At 55.5% G+C, this 17340-nt stretch carries 11 protein-coding genes and 2 pseudogenes; 7 read left to right on the top strand and 6 right to left on the bottom strand.

Annotated features, from left to right (window positions below):
* Positions 1–5: 5 nt before the first annotated feature.
* Positions 6–2015: a DNA helicase Rep gene (gene rep, locus HX803_RS10365; RefSeq protein ID WP_178920312.1), complete on the bottom strand. Its 2010-nt coding sequence runs from the start codon at positions 2013–2015 to the stop codon at positions 6–8.
* Positions 2016–2284: 269 nt separating this feature from the next.
* Between rep and HX803_RS10360 the strand changes: the two genes are divergently transcribed.
* The gene (locus tag HX803_RS10360) at positions 2285–3949 is read left to right on the top strand and encodes a bifunctional diguanylate cyclase/phosphodiesterase (protein WP_178920311.1); all 1665 of its coding nucleotides are present in this window, start codon (positions 2285–2287) and stop codon (positions 3947–3949) included.
* A gap of 195 nt (positions 3950–4144) precedes the next feature.
* Here HX803_RS10360 and HX803_RS10355 read toward each other — a convergent pair whose 3' ends face one another.
* A complete protein-coding gene (locus HX803_RS10355; protein ID WP_178920310.1) occupies positions 4145–5548 on the bottom strand; it encodes a NorM family multidrug efflux MATE transporter in 1404 nt (467 codons plus the stop codon).
* A gap of 150 nt (positions 5549–5698) precedes the next feature.
* On the opposite strand from HX803_RS10355, the gene HX803_RS10350 reads away from it, so the two are divergent.
* Both HX803_RS10350 and HX803_RS10345 read left to right on the top strand, forming a co-directional pair.
* Complete coding sequence (locus HX803_RS10350; RefSeq protein WP_178920309.1) at positions 5699–6619, top strand: LysR substrate-binding domain-containing protein; 921 nt, start codon at positions 5699–5701, stop codon at positions 6617–6619.
* A gap of 177 nt (positions 6620–6796) precedes the next feature.
* Complete coding sequence (locus HX803_RS10345) at positions 6797–8773, top strand: methyl-accepting chemotaxis protein (protein ID WP_178920308.1); 1977 nt, start codon at positions 6797–6799, stop codon at positions 8771–8773.
* A gap of 112 nt (positions 8774–8885) precedes the next feature.
* Here HX803_RS10345 and HX803_RS10340 read toward each other — a convergent pair.
* A pseudogene (locus HX803_RS10340) lies at positions 8886–9749 on the bottom strand (YifB family Mg chelatase-like AAA ATPase); the annotation flags it as partial.
* A 37-nt stretch (positions 9750–9786) separates the two neighbouring features.
* Between HX803_RS10340 and HX803_RS10335 the strand changes: the two are divergent.
* A complete protein-coding gene (locus HX803_RS10335) occupies positions 9787–11580 on the top strand; it encodes a recombinase family protein (protein WP_178920307.1) in 1794 nt (597 codons plus the stop codon).
* An 84-nt stretch (positions 11581–11664) separates the two neighbouring features.
* Here the strand turns inward: HX803_RS10335 and HX803_RS10330 are convergent, their stop codons facing one another.
* Together HX803_RS10330 and HX803_RS10325 are read right to left on the bottom strand one after the other, a co-directional pair.
* Positions 11665–12282: a recombinase family protein gene (locus HX803_RS10330; protein ID WP_177058316.1), complete on the bottom strand. Its 618-nt coding sequence runs from the start codon at positions 12280–12282 to the stop codon at positions 11665–11667.
* Positions 12283–12697: 415 nt separating this feature from the next.
* Positions 12698–12946, bottom strand: coding sequence for a helix-turn-helix domain-containing protein (locus HX803_RS10325; RefSeq protein WP_177058315.1), 249 nt, complete (start codon positions 12944–12946; stop codon positions 12698–12700).
* A 121-nt stretch (positions 12947–13067) separates the two neighbouring features.
* Between HX803_RS10325 and HX803_RS10320 the strand changes: the two genes are divergently transcribed.
* The gene (locus HX803_RS10320) at positions 13068–13292 is read left to right on the top strand and encodes a hypothetical protein (protein ID WP_177058314.1); all 225 of its coding nucleotides are present in this window, start codon (positions 13068–13070) and stop codon (positions 13290–13292) included.
* A 536-nt stretch (positions 13293–13828) separates the two neighbouring features.
* Positions 13829–14128 (top strand): annotated as a pseudogene (locus HX803_RS32680) (TonB family protein); the annotation flags it as partial.
* A gap of 168 nt (positions 14129–14296) precedes the next feature.
* Here HX803_RS32680 and HX803_RS10310 read toward each other — a convergent pair.
* The gene (locus HX803_RS10310) at positions 14297–14941 is read right to left on the bottom strand and encodes an inovirus-type Gp2 protein (protein ID WP_177058312.1); all 645 of its coding nucleotides are present in this window, start codon (positions 14939–14941) and stop codon (positions 14297–14299) included.
* A gap of 724 nt (positions 14942–15665) precedes the next feature.
* On the opposite strand from HX803_RS10310, the gene HX803_RS10305 reads away from it, so the two are divergent.
* Positions 15666–17315, top strand: coding sequence for a class I SAM-dependent methyltransferase (locus HX803_RS10305; protein ID WP_177058311.1), 1650 nt, complete (start codon positions 15666–15668; stop codon positions 17313–17315).
* Positions 17316–17340 lie beyond the last annotated feature (25 nt).

The following is a 17340-nucleotide window of genomic DNA, read 5'->3' as shown; positions in this document are numbered from 1 at the left end:
CGATTCTAGCGCTTTAACATCGCGCGTATATCCGCCAGCGCGGTGTTGCCGCGAACGGCCTTCACCTCGGTCGGGGTGTCGTCGTTGCCTTCCCAGGCCAGGTCGTCCGGCGGCAGCTCATCCAGGAACCGGCTGGGGGCACAATCGATGATTTCGCCGTATTGCTTGCGCTTGGCGGCAAAGGTAAAGGCCAGGGTCTGACGTGCGCGGGTAATGCCCACGTAGGCCAGGCGGCGTTCTTCCTCGATGGTGTCGGCTTCGATGCTGGAGCGGTGCGGGAGGATTTCCTCTTCCATGCCCATGATGAACACGTAGGGAAATTCCAGGCCCTTGGACGCATGCAAGGTCATCATCTGCACGCCCTCGGCGCCATCTTCTTCTTCCTGCTGGCGCTCGAGCATGTCGCGCAGCACCAGCTTGCCGATGGCGTCTTCGACGGTCATTTCGCCGTCTTCGTCTTTCTCCAGGGTGTTTTTCAGCGCTTCGATCAGGAACCAGACGTTGCCCATGCGGTAATCGGCGGCCTTGTCGCTGGAACTGTTGGTGCGCAGCCAGTTCTCGTAGTCGATGTCCATGACCATGCTGCGCAGGGCACTGATCGGGTCTTCGCCGGCGCACTGCTCGCGCACCTTGTCCATGAAACGCTTGAAGCGCGACAGGCGATCGGTGAAGCGTGTGTCCAGGTGTTCGCCCAGGCCGATCTCGTCGGTGGCGGCGTACATCGAGATCTTGCGCTCGGTGGCGTAGTTGCCGAGTTTTTCCAGGGTGGTGGAGCCGATCTCGCGGCGCGGCACGTTGATCACGCGTAGGAAGGCGTTGTCGTCGTCCGGGTTCACGATCAACCGGAAGTAGGCCATCAGGTCCTTTACTTCCTGGCGTCCGAAAAAGCTGTTGCCGCCCGACAGGCGATACGGCACCTGGTGGTGCTGCAATTTCAGCTCGATCAGCTTGGCCTGGTAGTTGCCGCGATAGAGGATCGCGAAATCGCTGTAAGGCCGGTCGGTGCGCAAGTGCAGGCTGAGGATTTCCACGGCCACGCGCTCGGCTTCGGCGTCTTCGTTGCGGCAGCGGATCACGCGGATCTCGTCGCCGTGGCCCATCTCACTCCACAGTTGTTTTTCAAACTCGTGGGGGTTGTTCGAGATCAGCACGTTGGCACAACGCAGGATGCGGCTGGTGGAGCGGTAGTTCTGCTCCAGCATCACCACTTTCAGGGACGGGTAGTCGTCCTTGAGCAGCATCAGGTTTTCCGGGCGGGCGCCGCGCCAGGCGTAGATCGACTGGTCGTCATCACCCACCACGGTGAACTGGTTGCGCTTGCCAATCAGCATTTTCACCAGCAGGTATTGGCTGGCGTTGGTGTCCTGGTATTCGTCCACCAGCAGGTAGCGCACCTTGTTCTGCCACTTTTCGAGGATGTCGGCGTGTTCCTCGAACAGTTTTACGGGCAGCAGGATCAGGTCGTCGAAGTCTACCGCGTTGAACGCCTTGAGCGTGCGCTGGTAGTGGGTGTAGACGATGGCGGCCGTCTGTTCCTTGGGGTTGCGCGCGTTTTCCAGGGCCTGGGCGGGCAGGATCAGGTCGTTCTTCCAGGCGCCGATCATGTTCTTGATCTCATCCACGCCGTCGTCGCCTGCGTACTCCTTCTGCATGATGTCGGTCATCAGCGACTTCACGTCGGTCTCGTCGAAAATCGAGAAACCGGGCTTGTAGCCCAGGCGCACGTGCTCCTTGCGGATGATGTTCAGGCCCAGGTTGTGGAAGGTACACACGGTGAGGCCACGGCCTTCGCCACCCTTGAGCAGGGTGCCGACGCGCTCCTTCATTTCCCGTGCCGCCTTGTTGGTAAAGGTCATGGCGACGATGTACTGGGCGCGGATGCCGCAGTGCTGGATCAGGTGCGCGATCTTGCGGGTGATCACGCTGGTCTTGCCGGAGCCTGCGCCGGCGAGCACCAATAGAGGGCCGCCGACGTAGTTCACGGCTTCTTGCTGCCGGGGATTGAGTCGGGACATACAGAATTTCAGGAGTCGTTATTCAAAAGGGCGGGCATTTTAACAGGCTCGCAGGATTCTGCTCTGTCAGAACGACAGTGTGACGTACCACTCGATCTAAATTTGCCGGTTTTGATACTTTGCCGCAGGATGTGGTGGGCTTTTTGTGGTTTGGGCCAAGACGAATGTTTACAGCCGGCGTATTTGATAACCCCTATCATTGGTGATTATCAGGCCGCACGTCATAATGCCCGCCGCCAACGAATTCTTGCAGAGTCTAGGGAGCTAGCTTGTCTACGCCTGTCGAACCCTTGCGTTTGCTGCTGCTGGCCGATGAGCCCGCGTGGGCAGCGTTATTGCGCGAGTGCCTGGCGCCGATGGGCGATGGGGCTGTGCTGATCAGTGCGCCAAATTGGGATTCCGTGAGCCGTCTGTTCGATGACGACCACGGTGCCGTGCTGTTGACCACTCCCCACCTGCAACCCGGTCCGGGCCGCTGCAGCTTGCCTTGTGTATTGCTGCTGGAGCAGGAGCCGCTGGTTTCGCCCCTCGGTGTCAGCGATTGGCTGATCCGTGATGTATTGGACGCCGATACACTGCGCCGCTGCCTGCGCCATGTGCGCGAGCGGGGTGTGCTGGAAAACACCTTGCAGCGCCTGGCCGAACAGGACCCGCTCACCGGTATTGCCAATCGACAGGGCTTCCAGACCTTGCTCGCGGCGCGACTGGCCGAGAACGAAGGCCGCGGCCTGGCCCTCGGGCATCTGGACCTCGACAATTTCCGCCACGCCAACGACGCCCTCGGCCACCAGGCCGGCGACCGGTTGATCCTGCAAGTGGTCTCGCGGCTCAAGAGCCAGCTTGAGGCCGGGGACCAACTGGCACGCCTGGGCAGCGATGAATTCGCCCTGCTGATCAACACCCGCCGTGCGCCCCAGCGCGCCGAGTGGATGGCCGAGCGCATCACCGAAGTCATGGCCGAACCCTACTGGGTCGATGGCGAGAGCCTGCTGATCGGCTGCAGCCTGGGCGTGGCCCATGCTCGCGCCCGTGCCGGTGCTGACCCGCTGATGTGGCACGCGCATATCGCCATGCAGCAAGCCAAGAGCACCCAGGGTTGCACCTTTCATATCTTCAACGAGCGCATCAACCGCAATGCGCGCAGCCTGGCCGACCTGGAAAGTGAGCTGCGCCGCGCCCTGCGTCGGGATGAACTGGAACTGCATTACCAACCGCGCCTGGACCTGGACGATGGGCATATCGTCGGCCTGGAAGCCCTGGTGCGTTGGCGCCACGGTGAGCGCGGCCTGTTGCCGCCGAGTGAATTCGTGCCCCTGGCCGAGCAGAGCGGCCTGATCGTGCCCCTGGGCTACTGGGTAATTTCCCGGGCCCTGCGCGACATGCAGGACTTGCGCGAACGCGGCCTGCCGCCGTTGCACATGGCGGTCAACCTGTCGTTCCGCCAGTTCCAGGACAGCCAGTTGCTTTCCACCCTCAGCCGGCTGATTGCCGAGCGCGGTGTTGAAGCGCAATGGCTGGAGTTCGAGCTGACCGAAACCGCCGTGATGCGCCGCAGTGATCTGGTCAAGCAGACCATGGACGCACTCGGCCGTTTGGGCGTGCGGTTTTCCCTGGATGACTTCGGCACCGGTTTTTCCTCGTTCGTGCACCTCAACAGCCTGCCGATTGCCTTGCTGAAGATCGACAAGAGCTTCGTCGGCGGCATGGAAGAGCGTGAAGAGAACCGCAAGCTGGTGCACGCGATGATCAACCTGGCCCACAACCTGAACCTGGAAGTGGTGGCCGAAGGTGTGGAAACTCCTGAGCAACTGGCGCTGTTGCGTTTGTTTGGCTGCGACCAGGCCCAGGGTTACCTGATCAGCAAACCGTTGCCGTTGCCGGAGCTGGTTGAATACCTGACCTTCGGCAAGGGCCAGCAGGCCCTGCTGGGCTGAATGGCGAACCCCACCAACTGTAGGAACCGGCTTGCCAGCTCCCACATTTGGACCGGTGGATCCCCAGCTTCTTCAGGCGATAATCCTGATCTGCGCCGCTGCCGTCTGACACAACGCGGATAAAACTGTGGGAGCTGGCTTGCCTGCGATGGCGGTGTATCAGCACCAGATGAGTTATCTGACCGCGCACGTCCTCTAGTCAGGCTGCATAGCCTGGAATTCAGCGCGGGTCTCAGGGTTTTTGCGGATCATGCGTTTCATCTTCGCTTCGAATGCCCAGGTCAGGCTGATGGCCGCGCAGGCCAGGCCCAGGGCCAGCCCCCACCACACCCCGGTCGGGCCCCAGCCCAGGTGGAAGGCCATCCACCAGGCCGACGGCGCGCCGATCAACCAGTAGCAACCCAACCCCACTAGGAAGGTGGTCTTGGCGTCCTTCAGCCCACGGATGCAGCCCATTGCGATGGTCTGCACGCCGTCGAACAGCTCAAACCACGCCGCCACTGCCAACAGGCTGACAGCCAGCACGATCACGTCGTGGAAGGCCGGATCGTTATGGTCGAGGAACAGCCCGATCAGCGGGTCGGAAAACAGCCACAGCACTGCCGCAAATGCCAACATCACTGCCGCGCCAAACCCGATGCCCACCCGCCCGGCCAGGCGTGCCTGCAGCAACTGCTCGGCGCCGTAGTGCTGGCCGATGCGCATGGTCACCGCGTAGGACATGCCGGCCGGCACCATAAAGGCCACCGACACGATCTGCAGGGCAATCTGGTGCGCCGCCAACTGCGTGCTGCCCATGGTGCCCATGCACAGCGCGGCGAAGGCAAACAATCCGACTTCCACCGCATAGGTGCCGCCGATCGGCAGGCCCAGGCGCCACAGCTCGCGCAAATACTGGGTGTTGAGACGCAGCAGGCCTTTGCCCAGCGGGTAGGCCGAGTAGGTCCGATTACTGCGGATGTACCACCACAGCGCCAGGGCCATGCTGTTGGCGACAAGGGCGGTGACCAGGCCAATGCCCATCAGCCCCAGTTTCGGCAGGCCGAACATGCCTTCGATCAGTGCGTGGTTGAGCAGGTAGTTGGCCACCGCACCGCACAGGCTGATCACCATCACCGGCTGCGCCTTGCCAATCGCGCTGGTAAAACCGCGCAGTGTCATGAAACTGAGGAAACCCGGCAGGGCAAACGGCAGGATCGTCAGGAATTGCCCGGCCGAGTGCACGTTGGCTTCGGTCTGGCCAAACATCAGCAACAGCGGCTTGAGGTTCCACAGCAGCAGACCCGCCGCCAGCGCCATCAGCCACGCCAGCCACAGCCCGGCCTGGGTCAGGCGGGTGGCGCCGTCGATATCGCCCGCGCCGTGCCGAATGGCCACCAGGGTGCCCACGGCAGCAATCACGCCGATGCAGAAAATCGACACAAAGGAATAGCTGGCCGCGCCCAGGCCACCACCGGCCAGGGCTTCGGGGCTCAGGCGGGCCATCATCAGGGTGTCGGTCAGCACCATCAGCATGTGCGCCAACTGTGAGGCAATCAACGGCCCTGACAGCCGCAGGATGGCCCAGAGTTCGGTACGCGCCGGATGCTGCATGATCATCACGCTCGAAAAGTCAGAGGGGTGGGGAAGGGTCGATTCTCGGCGCTCCTGGTGCATTGCACAAAAGGATAAAAGCGATCGTTCGCATGACTAATACTCATGTATACGGATTCTGCTAGGGTGCTGCTTTGGTTTGTAGGAGTTTTCCGTATGTCGCGCCGCCTCCCTCCGCTTTATGCCCTGCGTGCATTTGAGGCTGCGTCCCGGCATAACTCCTTCACGCGCGCCGCCGAGGAGCTGTCGATCACCCAGAGTGCGGTCAGCCGGCATATCCGTACGCTGGAAGAGCATTTTGCCTGTCGCCTGTTCCAGCGCAGCGGGCGCACCCTGCAACTCACCGAAGCGGCGCGCCTGCTGTTGCCCGGCGTGCGTGAAGGCTTTGCCGCGCTGGAACGGGCCTGCCATACACTGAATGCCGAAGACGACATCCTGCGCATGAAAGCACCCTCGACTCTGACCATGCGCTGGCTGCTGGCGCGGCTCAGTCGTTTCCGGGCGTTGCAGCCGGGCAACGAGGTGCAACTGACCAGTGCGTGGATGAGCGTGGATGAGGTGGACTTCAATCAGGAGCCGTTCGATTGTGCGGTGCTGCTGAGCTACGGACATTTCCCGGCCGATTGGGAAGCCAGTTACCTGTTCCCCGAGTTGCTGATTCCAGTGGGGGCGCCCAACCTGCTTGAGGATGGGCCCTGGGATGCAGCGCGCCTGGCCACCGCCGAGTTGCTGCATCCCACGCCCGACCGTCGCGACTGGCGCAATTGGCTGGAGCGCATGGGCTTGTCGTCCCAGGTGTCGCTCAAGGGCGGGCAGGTGTTCGATACCCTTGAACTGGGCATGATCGCTGCCGCGCGGGGCTACGGGGTGTCCATGGGCGACCTGCTGATGGTGGCCGAGGACGTGGCTCAGGGGCGGTTGAGCCTGCCGTGGCCCACCGCAGTCGCCAGTGGTGAAAACTATTACTTGGTGTGGCCGAAAACCCGCCCCGGGGGAGAGCGGCTGCGACGTTTGGCGGAGTTTCTTCAGGGCGAAGTCAAGGCGATGGAATTGCCTCAGGTGCAGCGCCTCGACTGATGCGCGGCCTACCGTTCGTGCAATCGTTTGCGCGATATCCCTGTGAATCGCTCAAGTATTGCCCGCGCCCGCCGAAGAAGGTGTGTTGGAACCATCGTGCACCAACGTTTCCCACCAGATAATTTGCCGAGCAGCGCTATGAGATCAGGATGATCCTGGCCTCGGCCAGGAGCTGTCATGTCTCAACCTCGCGCTCGGATCGCCTCCCAACTAGGCCTCGCCTTGGCCGTTATTCTGGCTGTCGTCATCAGCGGCAGTACCGTCTTTGCCTTGCGTTCCCTCGACTCGGCCAACCTCGACACCCGCGAGGAACACCTGGCCAGCGAGGCGCGTTTGCTGGCCGACCAACTCAATACCTTCCACAGCACCTTGCGCGAGAGTACCCAGCGTTTGAGCGGGCTGTTCGAAAAGCGCTTCGGCGCCGGCCTGAGCGTGCGTGCAGACCAGCCAGTCACCGTGGCCGGCGTGCAAACCCCAAGCCTGTACCTGGGCGAGGAGGTGCTGAACAACAACTTTGATGAAGTGGATGAGTTCAAGCAGATGTCCGGCGGCGTGGCCACGGTGTTCGTGCGCAGCGGCGAGGACTTCATTCGTATCAGCACCTCGCTGACCAAGCAGGACGGCAACCGGGCCATCGGTACCGTGCTCGACCACCAGCACCCGGCGTACCAGCGCCTGCTGTCAGGGCAGAATTACGTGGGCCGGGCCGTGCTGTTCGACCGCTCCTACATGACCCAGTACACCCCGGTGCGTGACGCCAGCGGCAAGGTCATCGCCGTGTTGTTCATCGGCTTTGACTACACCGACGAGCAGAAGGCCCAGTTCGACAACCTCAAGCGCTTCCGTATCGGCCAGACCGGCTCGCTGGCGCTGTTGGACGAACAGAAACATTGGTTGGTGCCACCGGCGGGCGTGCAGGCGCTGGATCAGGCGATCCCGGTGATGCTCGACCTGGCGAAGAAGCCCGGTGAAGGCCGCTTCTGGAGTGACAAGAACGAAGATTTCTACAGCGTCTCGGTGCCGTTCGAAGGCGGCCCGTGGTCGGTGGTGGCAAGCATGCCGAAGTCCGAGATCCGCGCAGTCACTTGGGCGGTAGGTATTCGCCTGGTGATCGGCAGCGTGCTGGCAATGCTGCTGGCGGTCGGCGCGGCGGTCTGGCTGCTGCGCAGCAAACTGCAGCCGTTGAGTGACCTGGTGCGCCAGGCCGAAGCCCTGGGCGCCGGCGATTTGAGCGCACGCTTGAACGTGGCCAGCCATGACGAAATCGGCCAGTTGGCGCGCAGCTTCAACCAGATGGGTGAAGCCTTGTCGACCATGGTCTCGCACATCCGCAAGGCGGCCGAAGAGGTCAACAGCCGGGCACAGGCCTTGTCCGGGTTGTCCGGTGGCGCTTATGAAGGCATGGAACAGCAGTCCGGCGAGATCACCAGCATGGCCGGTGCGGTGGAGGAGTTCAGTGCCACCTCGTTGAACATCGCCGACAACATGGGCAACACCGAACGCCTGGCCCAGGAAAATGCCCAGCAGACGCGCATCGGTCGCACCTCGATGCAAGAAGCCTCGTCGTCGCTGGAACATATCGCCACGGCACTGAACAGCACGGCCACGGTGATCAACACCTTGGGCCAACGCTCCCAGGAAATCGGCGGGATTGTGGGAGTGATCACCTCGATTGCCGAGCAGACCAACCTGTTGGCGCTGAACGCCGCCATCGAAGCTGCGCGGGCCGGCGAGCAAGGCCGTGGTTTCGCGGTGGTCGCCGACGAGGTGCGCAACCTGGCGTCGCGTACCCGTGAGGCCACTGATGAAATCTCCGGGATGATCCAGAGCATCCAGCAGGAAACCGGCAACGCCATCAGCACCATGGAGCGCGGCAATGTGTTGATGCAAGAAGGCCTGTCGCGTAACGCCGACGTGGCTTCGGCCCTGGCGCGCATCGACGAGCAAAGCCGCTCGGCCGGCCAGCAATTTGCGGCGATCACCACCGCGACCCAGGAACAGAGCAGCACCGCGAACGTGCTCAGCAGCAACCTGCAAAGCATTGCGCTGGCCAACAGCGAACAGCGTGAAGTGGTGTCGAACCTGGCGATCACCGCCAAGGAACTGGAAACCCTGGCGGCGGGCTTACGCCAAGAGGTCGACCGCTTCCGCTGACACCCCGCCCCCTGTAGGCGCCGGCTTGCCGGCGATGAGGCCCTCAGGCCTCGCGCAAACCTTGAGGCAGCCATCGCCGGCAAGCCGGCTCCTACCCTGGTAGGTGTTGCGCTCAGGTGATGGCTGCCGGCCGATATTGCAGGGCCTCTTGCAGGTGATGGCGTGCGATTGCGTCTGTCTGCTCAAGGTCGGCCAGGGTCCGCGCTACTTTCAGCAGCCTGTGAGCCGCCCGCAGGGACAAGGTCAGCCGCTCGCAGGCGGTCTCCAGCCAGCCTTCATCGACCTTCGACAGCTGGCAGTGCTGGCGTAACCCCGGCAGGTCCAGAAAGGCATTGGCACAACCCTGGCGCCGTTGCTGGCGTTCACGGGCTGCGCAGACCTGCCTGGAGGCACTGGCGGTATCGTCGCCGGCCTGCGGTGTCGGGTTCAGCGCTGTGCTTTCCCGTGCAACGGTCAGGTGCAGGTCGATGCGGTCCAGCAGCGGCCCGGAGAGCTTGTTGCGGTAGCGTTGTATCTGTTCCGGCGTGCAGCGGCAGCGCCCACTGGGTTCGCCCAGGTAGCCGCAAGGGCAGGGGTTCATGGCCGCCACCAGCTGGAAGCGTGCCGGGAAACTCACCCGGTCGCGAGCGCGGGAAATCACGATGTGCCCCGACTCCAGGGGTTCACGCAGCACCTCAAGCACCTTGCGATCGAACTCCGGCAGTTCATCCAGGAACAGCACACCGTGATGGGCCAGTGTGATCTCCCCCGGCTGCGGCTTCGACCCGCCCCCCACCAAGGCCGGGCCGGACGCCGAATGGTGGGGCTGACGAAATGGCCTATGAGGCCAGTGGCTCAAGGGAGCCAGGCTGACGACGGACTGAATTGCCGCGACTTCCAGGGCTTCCTGTTCACTCAGCGGTGGCAGCAGGCCCGGCAGGCGGCTGGCGAGCAAGGTCTTGCCCGTACCGGGTGGCCCGCTCAACAGCAAGTTGTGGTAAAATACACCCAATTCAATATAGACGTATTGGCCAATGACCAGCAGACCTAAAGCCTACAGCTACGTGCGTTTCTCAACCCCAGAGCAGGCGAAGGGAGATAGTCGTAGGCGCCAGTACAAGGCCGCTATTGAATATGCAGACAGGCACGATTTAGAGCTGGTAAAGGACAGCAACTACGCTTTCTTGGATGCAGGTGTAAGTGCGTATAGGGGAACTAATGTTAATCGGGTTACAAGTAGTCTTGGTCGGTTTTATGACTATGTGAAACAAGGCAAGATTGTTTCTGGTTCTTACTTGTTAGTAGAATCACTTGATAGGCTTAGTCGAGAACAGGTAACGGAAGCGTTGCCACGATTTCTGGACCTTTTAAACAGTGGGATCGTTGTCGTTACTTTCGGCGACGGCACTGTTTACCGTAAGTCTGCCGAACCGATGCAGTTGGTCATGTCCATATTTCATATGTCTCGTGCTCATTCCGAATCTTCGGTAAAGGGTAAGAGGGTTTCGGAAGCATGGCAGCAGAAACAGTCGTTGGCCCGATCTGAAGGTCTGCCGCTTGGGGCTGCATGTCCCCAATGGTTATCGTTTGATGGTGAGGCGTATAGGGTCATTGCTGACCGTGCAAAAACTGTGAGAAGGGTGTTCGACCTGACGGTTCAGGGTTATGGGCAGCGTGCGATTGTTAAGTTGTTTAATAGTGAAGGTGTGCCGGTTTTTGGTTCTGAAAATAGGAACAAATCTGGGCTGTGGGGGAATAGCTCAATCGCCAAGATACTGACAAACAGATCAGTGCTTGGAGAATATCAACCAAACATTTGGACCGAGGGTCAGCGTCGTACTTCTGGCGAGCCAATCAAGGGTTTCTATCCGGCAGTAATTGATGAAGAATTGTATTATGCGGCGTTGGATGGTCGTAGGTCTCGAGACGTTTCAAAAATAACGAAGACGACATCGAACTTCAATGTTTGGGCAAAAATTGCTTTATGTGCATACTGCAAATCGCCGATGCATTTGGTTAATAAAGGGGCGCCACCGAAGGGCCAGAAATATCTTCGTTGTTCTAAATCCGCGAAGGGAGCATGTATTAATCGGTCAGTTCGATTAGATGTAAGCGAACTGGTTTTCAAAGAAATGCTTGCCAAACTGAATATGACATCCTTGATCAAGGATAATGCGCAATTGCTACGCAAACGTATTAGTGAACTTGATGGAAGGTTAGAATCGGCAAGGGTGAAGCTTGTAGATATGTCTGCATTGATGGAGTCGCACCCCTCAAGAACACTTGCAGAAGCCGCTGCAAATATCGAAGGTAATATGTCAAAAATGGAGATTGAACTTGATCAATGCAAACTCGATCTTTCATCTGAGTATGTGGCCGACAAATTTGATTTCTTCAAGAAGCTTGATTTGGTTTCTTATGAGGGTCGATACTTAGCAAATCAGCAGGTACAGCGGCTAGGAGTAAAGGTTCGAATTAAACACGATGATATCCGTGTTCAATATGGTGTGATGGTGGGAGAATTTCCGAAATTTTTCTATATGGCAGACCATGGGCAAGCCCTTCTATTTGTACCTTTTTCCAGTGACTTACTGCGTGCCGGTATCCGTCAAAATGACTTGCAAGCGACAAGATTTATCACCAAGCCTGGTGGAATGCTGAAAGAAGCGTTATCAGACGAGTCGATGGCAGCATACAAAATTAATGTGCCGGGTGATATTGATGTGCATCAGTTTCAGTTCAGTGCGGCAGATAACGAAGCTGCTAATCAAAAGTTATTGAAGATGTTTGTGAAACAATCTCGAGGTGGGGATAAAGGGGGGAGTTGAAGGGTGCCGAATGTTTGAATTGATCTTCGTCGCATGGAACCGTGGATGGTACCTAAATCTAACCCCTCCGGGCCTACGGGGGGACTAAGCCCCACGCTTGATTCGGTATACTGTAGCAACGCCAACTTCTGCAAGTTTGGCAATATTTTCTGCTGACATTGTTGGGTGTTTAGCCATTAACATTTGTACTTTAGCCCACTTTTCAACATTCTTGCTTTTCCCCTTTGGCGTCCAGGCTGGGTCTGCCAAGCGTTTGTTTTCCAATCCCTGCTTGATTCGCTCCACACGTTTTTCTTGGTCTAGGCGAGCCATCGTCGCCATGAGGTCCAACAGCATACTGTTGATTACTTCCATTATCTGACCAGTCATTCCCTTGTCTTCAATCAACATATGACTTGTAGGCAAATCTGCAATCACAAGGCGTAAACCCTTTGCTTTGATCTTGGCTTTCAGAGTTTCCCAATCTGACTGGGACAGACGACTTAGACGGTCGACGCTTTCACATACAATGCATTCACCGGGTTGTGCTGCGTCCAACAACCGCATCAATTCTGGGCGGTCTAGCTTTGTTCCGCTGATGTTTTCAGAATATACCCCAGCAATGACAAGGCCTTTTTCAGTTACAAATGCATCCAAGCTAGCTTTAGCTCGCAACGCATCTTGGTCTTTGGTGCTGGCACGCAGGTACAGATGTGCTTTCAAATTTTGTTATCCTTTATAGTATGTTTTGATAGATCAATGATAATTTGATCATATAGCTTTCCGCAATAGGTTTTTGATAGATCGGAACCACGTTCCGTCGGACTACCAAAAAAGTAGAGTCTTTTGATAATGAGAATTGGGCTAGCTTCGCAGAGCCCTTATAGCTGATCCTATGCTTTCGGCATTTGTATCCAGCGTTTCTAAAGCTCCCAAAACGTTGCGGGCCGTGTCTGTAGAGCCACGTTCAGCTACCCATTTCGCTAATTCTTCAATGGCAGCACCGATCCCATTTTGATTGATAAGTAGCAGTTCCAATGCATTCGCTATCGATTCATTTGGGTCTGACACGATAATTGCCCTTCATAGGTGTGTGGAGGTTGCCGGTCGATGCTTACCCTATGGGTTGGAAAGGAAACTATTTCACATCTATTTGTTTATCAAAATCCTGAATCAACTCGACAAAGTTACAGCGTAAAACAACGCATAGGTCTCGGATTTGAATAATATCAAGTCGTCTAATACCACGCTCGACGTCGCTCATGAAAGATTGCGGTCGTCCTAGTGCCTTGGAACATTCCCCTTGTGTCATGCCTGCGAGAGTTCGTCGCTGCTTGAGCAATGATAGAAATACGTCGTATTCAGGCCGGTAAATAGCTTTTGGCATAAGGCTGTCTCAAATTGAGCAGCTCTCAATCTATAACTGGTTTTCAGATATCTGATTTTCAGATAAATTATGCTTGCCAAGGCATCCACAGTTGGTGGGCCGGCATAAGAAGGAAGCAGGTATGAAGCTTTACATTTCCATATTCATTGCAGCGGTCTCCATGCCGCTAGCCAGCATCGCGGGAATTTGCTCGCTGGAGTTCGGCTACGTTTCCAGCTTCCGACAAGCATTTGGCGTTGGCGTCCTGGTGGCCTCTGTGCTGCTGTTGGTGGCCTTGACCTTGTTTTTGGCAGGGATTCCCTCGTCTCTGCGGCGTCTGCGTACCCAAGTCCTTCCCCGTCCGTAACAGGAGCGCAGATGAAATATTCGTTGATGGTCGCGTTGCTGTCGGTCTCATTCGTGGCTCAAGCTGACTACGATAATGGGGCGTCGAGCTACTTCAATACACGGTTGTTAAATGTCGTCGAAACCACGGATTGGAATTTTTCAAAAGCCGTAGGCGCTACCCAAATCTTCAACGATTGGCGGGCAAATCAAGCGCGTGCAGAAATCAAATATTCTCAACCTAGGCTTTACCACGGTCGTATCGATAAAATCGTCGCGGACAACGGTAATGCCAATTTCATCTTGGATTTCGGAAAGAAAACGGCTGTGACCGTTACTCTGGCACCGGTTCAAGCCGCATCTTGGTCGGTCGTTGGTAACCAATTAAAGGCTGCCGAGTTACAGCCTAATCGGGAGTTCGCTGCCAATATCGATGTCGGTCGTGAAATGTACTTTCAGTGCATGCGGGCTGAATTCGGGATGGGTGTATATCTTGTTAACTGCATCGCGCTTCCACCGAGCATTGCATTAGGCAAGGCTCGACCTGATGTGATCTACGATCTGGAAGCCGCGAGTATTAGTGACTTGGTCAAAGCCAGAGCCTCCGAGGGCTGGACCCGTCCTCCAAGTGCGCGGCGCAACTTGGCTACCACAGTTCAAATCGGTATGGCTGCCGACGGAACGATCACATCGGCGGATATCACAAAGTCGAGCGGAGATGCCCCTTACGATCATTCTGTGGTAGTAGCTATCAAGAATATTGGTCGATTGAATGAAGTTCAGGGCATGAATCCAAGGGACATCAAAGCATACCGTTCATTCGGTATGACATTTACACCAGAAGATTTAGCTTTATGACAAATGCGGTGGCATAAAGTTAAAGCAGTCATACTGTTTACAAAAGAACGCACGCGGCGCATATGCAGCTTTTGGGAGGCCACGAAGCTCCCAGGGCTGGCGTGCCATTGCCAAATGTTTAAAGCCGCTCCTGCGCGCTTGCAGATAGCCTGAATGGCATTAGGCTATTCAGGCTGCCATTAATTCTTCCAGTACAGTTGGCGGCATCTGCTTTGGTGTTAGTTTCGAAAACCCAAATCGACGGTGCGTTTCGCCAGTCCCAAAATGTTTATCCCTGATTTTGGCAAGGTAGCTGAGATGGTAAAAACAATCGGCAAACTCCTGGCCGTGATCACGCTCTAAGAAGTGCGGCCTGATGAGCTGCACAGAACCGCCTGTAAGCTCTTTCCAGCGTCGCTCGAACAGTTCCCACATGCCTGTATGACCATCACCTGAAATCAACCCCAGGTTGCGGTGCAGGGTCTGGAATCCGAAAAACAAATGATAGTGTGGCTTACCAGAATTACCAATTTCCTTCACCCACCCATGAATAACACGTTTATGCTTGCTCCAATCCTTTGAACCAAGATCAGCTTTACAAGTTTTGATATACCGACTGATGATCGTATTTTCGCACTTATGGTCATGCGTGTGGCTTGCTGGAAAATGCAGATCGATTCGAACCACTGTTATACGAGAGTGGTAGCTCTGCAGATTAATCATTTGGCTGTACATACGATCTAAAATGACAGGATATACGCCGTAGCGCTTGGCTTTGCTGGCATTTACTTTAAGGCCTTTGAATGTATCATTGAAACTTTCTTTCATTTTCATTTTTCGATTTGTTACCTTGTTTTTGGTTCTATATTATTATGGTCATAATGTATAGAATGTTATGGGTTAGATAAGGCTATGCCTATAGGTACATGTTCATAGATATTAAAAGAGTGCACGCAGGGATATACGCTCAAAGCAGTACTGTTGGCGGCGTGCAAAGGATTTTCGATTGGGCAAAAGCGGTTTGCTTTTCGCTCTGTCAAATCAGAATAACCGACAAAAAGTTGATTCTAAACATTGAGTGCGAAATTTTCGGTTATTTCAGTGGGCTGTGCCCGTCAGCGGGAGGCGCGTTTGGTGTAGGCGTCATGGTGCGTCATGTGGTATGGAATGATCGAACACATCAAATGCTGTGTTGCATACATTGCTTGATGTGTGAGATAATGCTGAACTGACATTTGGGGCTGGTACAAATGACCTATGAAGAGTTTCGTAGGCAGCTCGGTAAAGCTGGCTTATCGGTAAAGGCGTTCGCAGAGTTGATCAAGCAAAACCCCAACTCGATTTCGAATCACGCAGTGCAGGGGGGCGTACCACCACATATTGCCGTTATCGCTGCGTTAATGGCTGAAATGGCGGAGCGGGGCATTGATTATCGGACCGTGCTAACTAGAATCGATTTTTCACCGTGTAAGCCGCGAGGCGGAAGCAATAAGGGTAAATTTCGCGGTAGTAACGTGGGATCACCTAAAGTTACAGCGAATTTATAAGGGCGGCATTCATGAACTTTATTGAAAACGAAACGGCCCAAAAGCTTCGCGGTGGATATTACACCCCGTTTGACTTGGCATTGTTTCTCACGCGATGGGTGGGCGAAATTGCACCCAAAAGAATTCTAGAGCCAAGCTGTGGTGATGGTGTCTTTTTAGAATCAGTGGCGGAAGTTTCGGCAGTACGTAATGCCGAGGTCATGGGCTTTGAGCTGGAGCCAGATGAGGCAGCGAAGGCTCATGATCGAGCAAAAAAGGCAGGGTCGAAGAGTACTACCATACTCAATGAAGATTTTCTGGGTTGGTCCATCAGAAGTATGTGGTCAAGCAACGTTAGGTTTGACGCTGTACTTGGTAATCCGCCTTTTATTCGCTACCAATACCTGCCGGAACCGTTTCAGGCGAACGCAGAGCTGATCTTTAAAGGGCTAGGTCTTCCATTCACAAAGCATACAAATGCTTGGGTTCCTTTTATCCTTGCATCGTTAAAGTTATTACGGCCGGGTGGTCGTCTTGCAATGGTAGTTCCCGCTGAAATTATCCATGTGACACACGCTCAATCGTTGCGGTCATACATGGGTCATGAGTGCAGCAGAATTGTCATAGTTGATCCTGAGGACCTGTGGTTTGAAGGGACGTTGCAAGGTGCTGTGATTCTGATGGCGGAAAAAAAGCTAGACCCTGATGAAATAACAGAAGGACTGGGTATATACCCGGTGAAAGGGCGGGACTTTGTTCACTTGAACCCATCGGAAGTATTTCGTGCACCCAAGGCTATAAACGGAGAAACGGTAGCGGGGAAATGGACTCGCGCGTTACTTGATGTGAGCACTAGAAATCTATTTAACGAAATATCCAGACATAAAGATGTACATCGATTCAAAGATATAGCGAAGGTGGAAGTTGGAATTGTAACGGGTGCAAACAAGTTTTTCCTCGTTTCTGATGAAACTGTAGAGTTAAACAAGCTGCACAAGTGGGCATATCCAATGTTCGGTCGTAGTGAGCATTGCCCTGGTATAATTTACGATGATCGTCAACATAAAGCGAACGCGAAAAAAGGTTCCCCAACAAACTTTTTGTGGTTCAAGGATGGTCTTGAAGGGCTTGATGAAAATGCAAGGTCTTACATAGCACAAGGAGAAGCTGAAAATCTGCATACTCGTTACAAATGCAGAATTCGGACGCCATGGTTTAAAGTCCCCTCTGTTCATTACAGTGAGATAGGTATGCTGAAACGATCGCATAACACTCCACGGTTAATATTGAACCAGTTGGGGGCATATACTACTGATACGGCCTATCGAATTAAGTCATACGGCGTTGCGGCAGAGCAGCTTGTTGGCTGCTTCATTAACCCGCTGACAGCACTAAGTGCTGAATTGGAAAGTCGACACTATGGAGGGGGGGTGCTGGAGTTAATTCCGTCTGAAATTAACAAACTGGTAATACCAACGCCTAACGTTTCGATTGACCTTTTAGAATTGGATAAGTCAATCAGAACTCGTTCGACGCATGAGGTTTTGACTCGCCAAGGATGGTTGGTTTTGGGTGGGCTTGGTGTCTCTAGAGCCGATCAAGATCAGATTTTAGAAGGTTGGCGTATGCTTCGTGATCGTCGTCAGAGGTCGACTAGCGAGCCACTGGATGAGCTCATTTAACATACGCCTAGTTGGAGTGGTTCTC

The organism is Pseudomonas sp. P7548 (genome assembly GCF_013386585.1).
GTDB lineage: Bacteria > Pseudomonadota > Gammaproteobacteria > Pseudomonadales > Pseudomonadaceae > Aquipseudomonas.
Note: the sequence above shows the minus strand (reverse complement) of the source record. Positions and strands in the feature narration are given on the sequence as shown.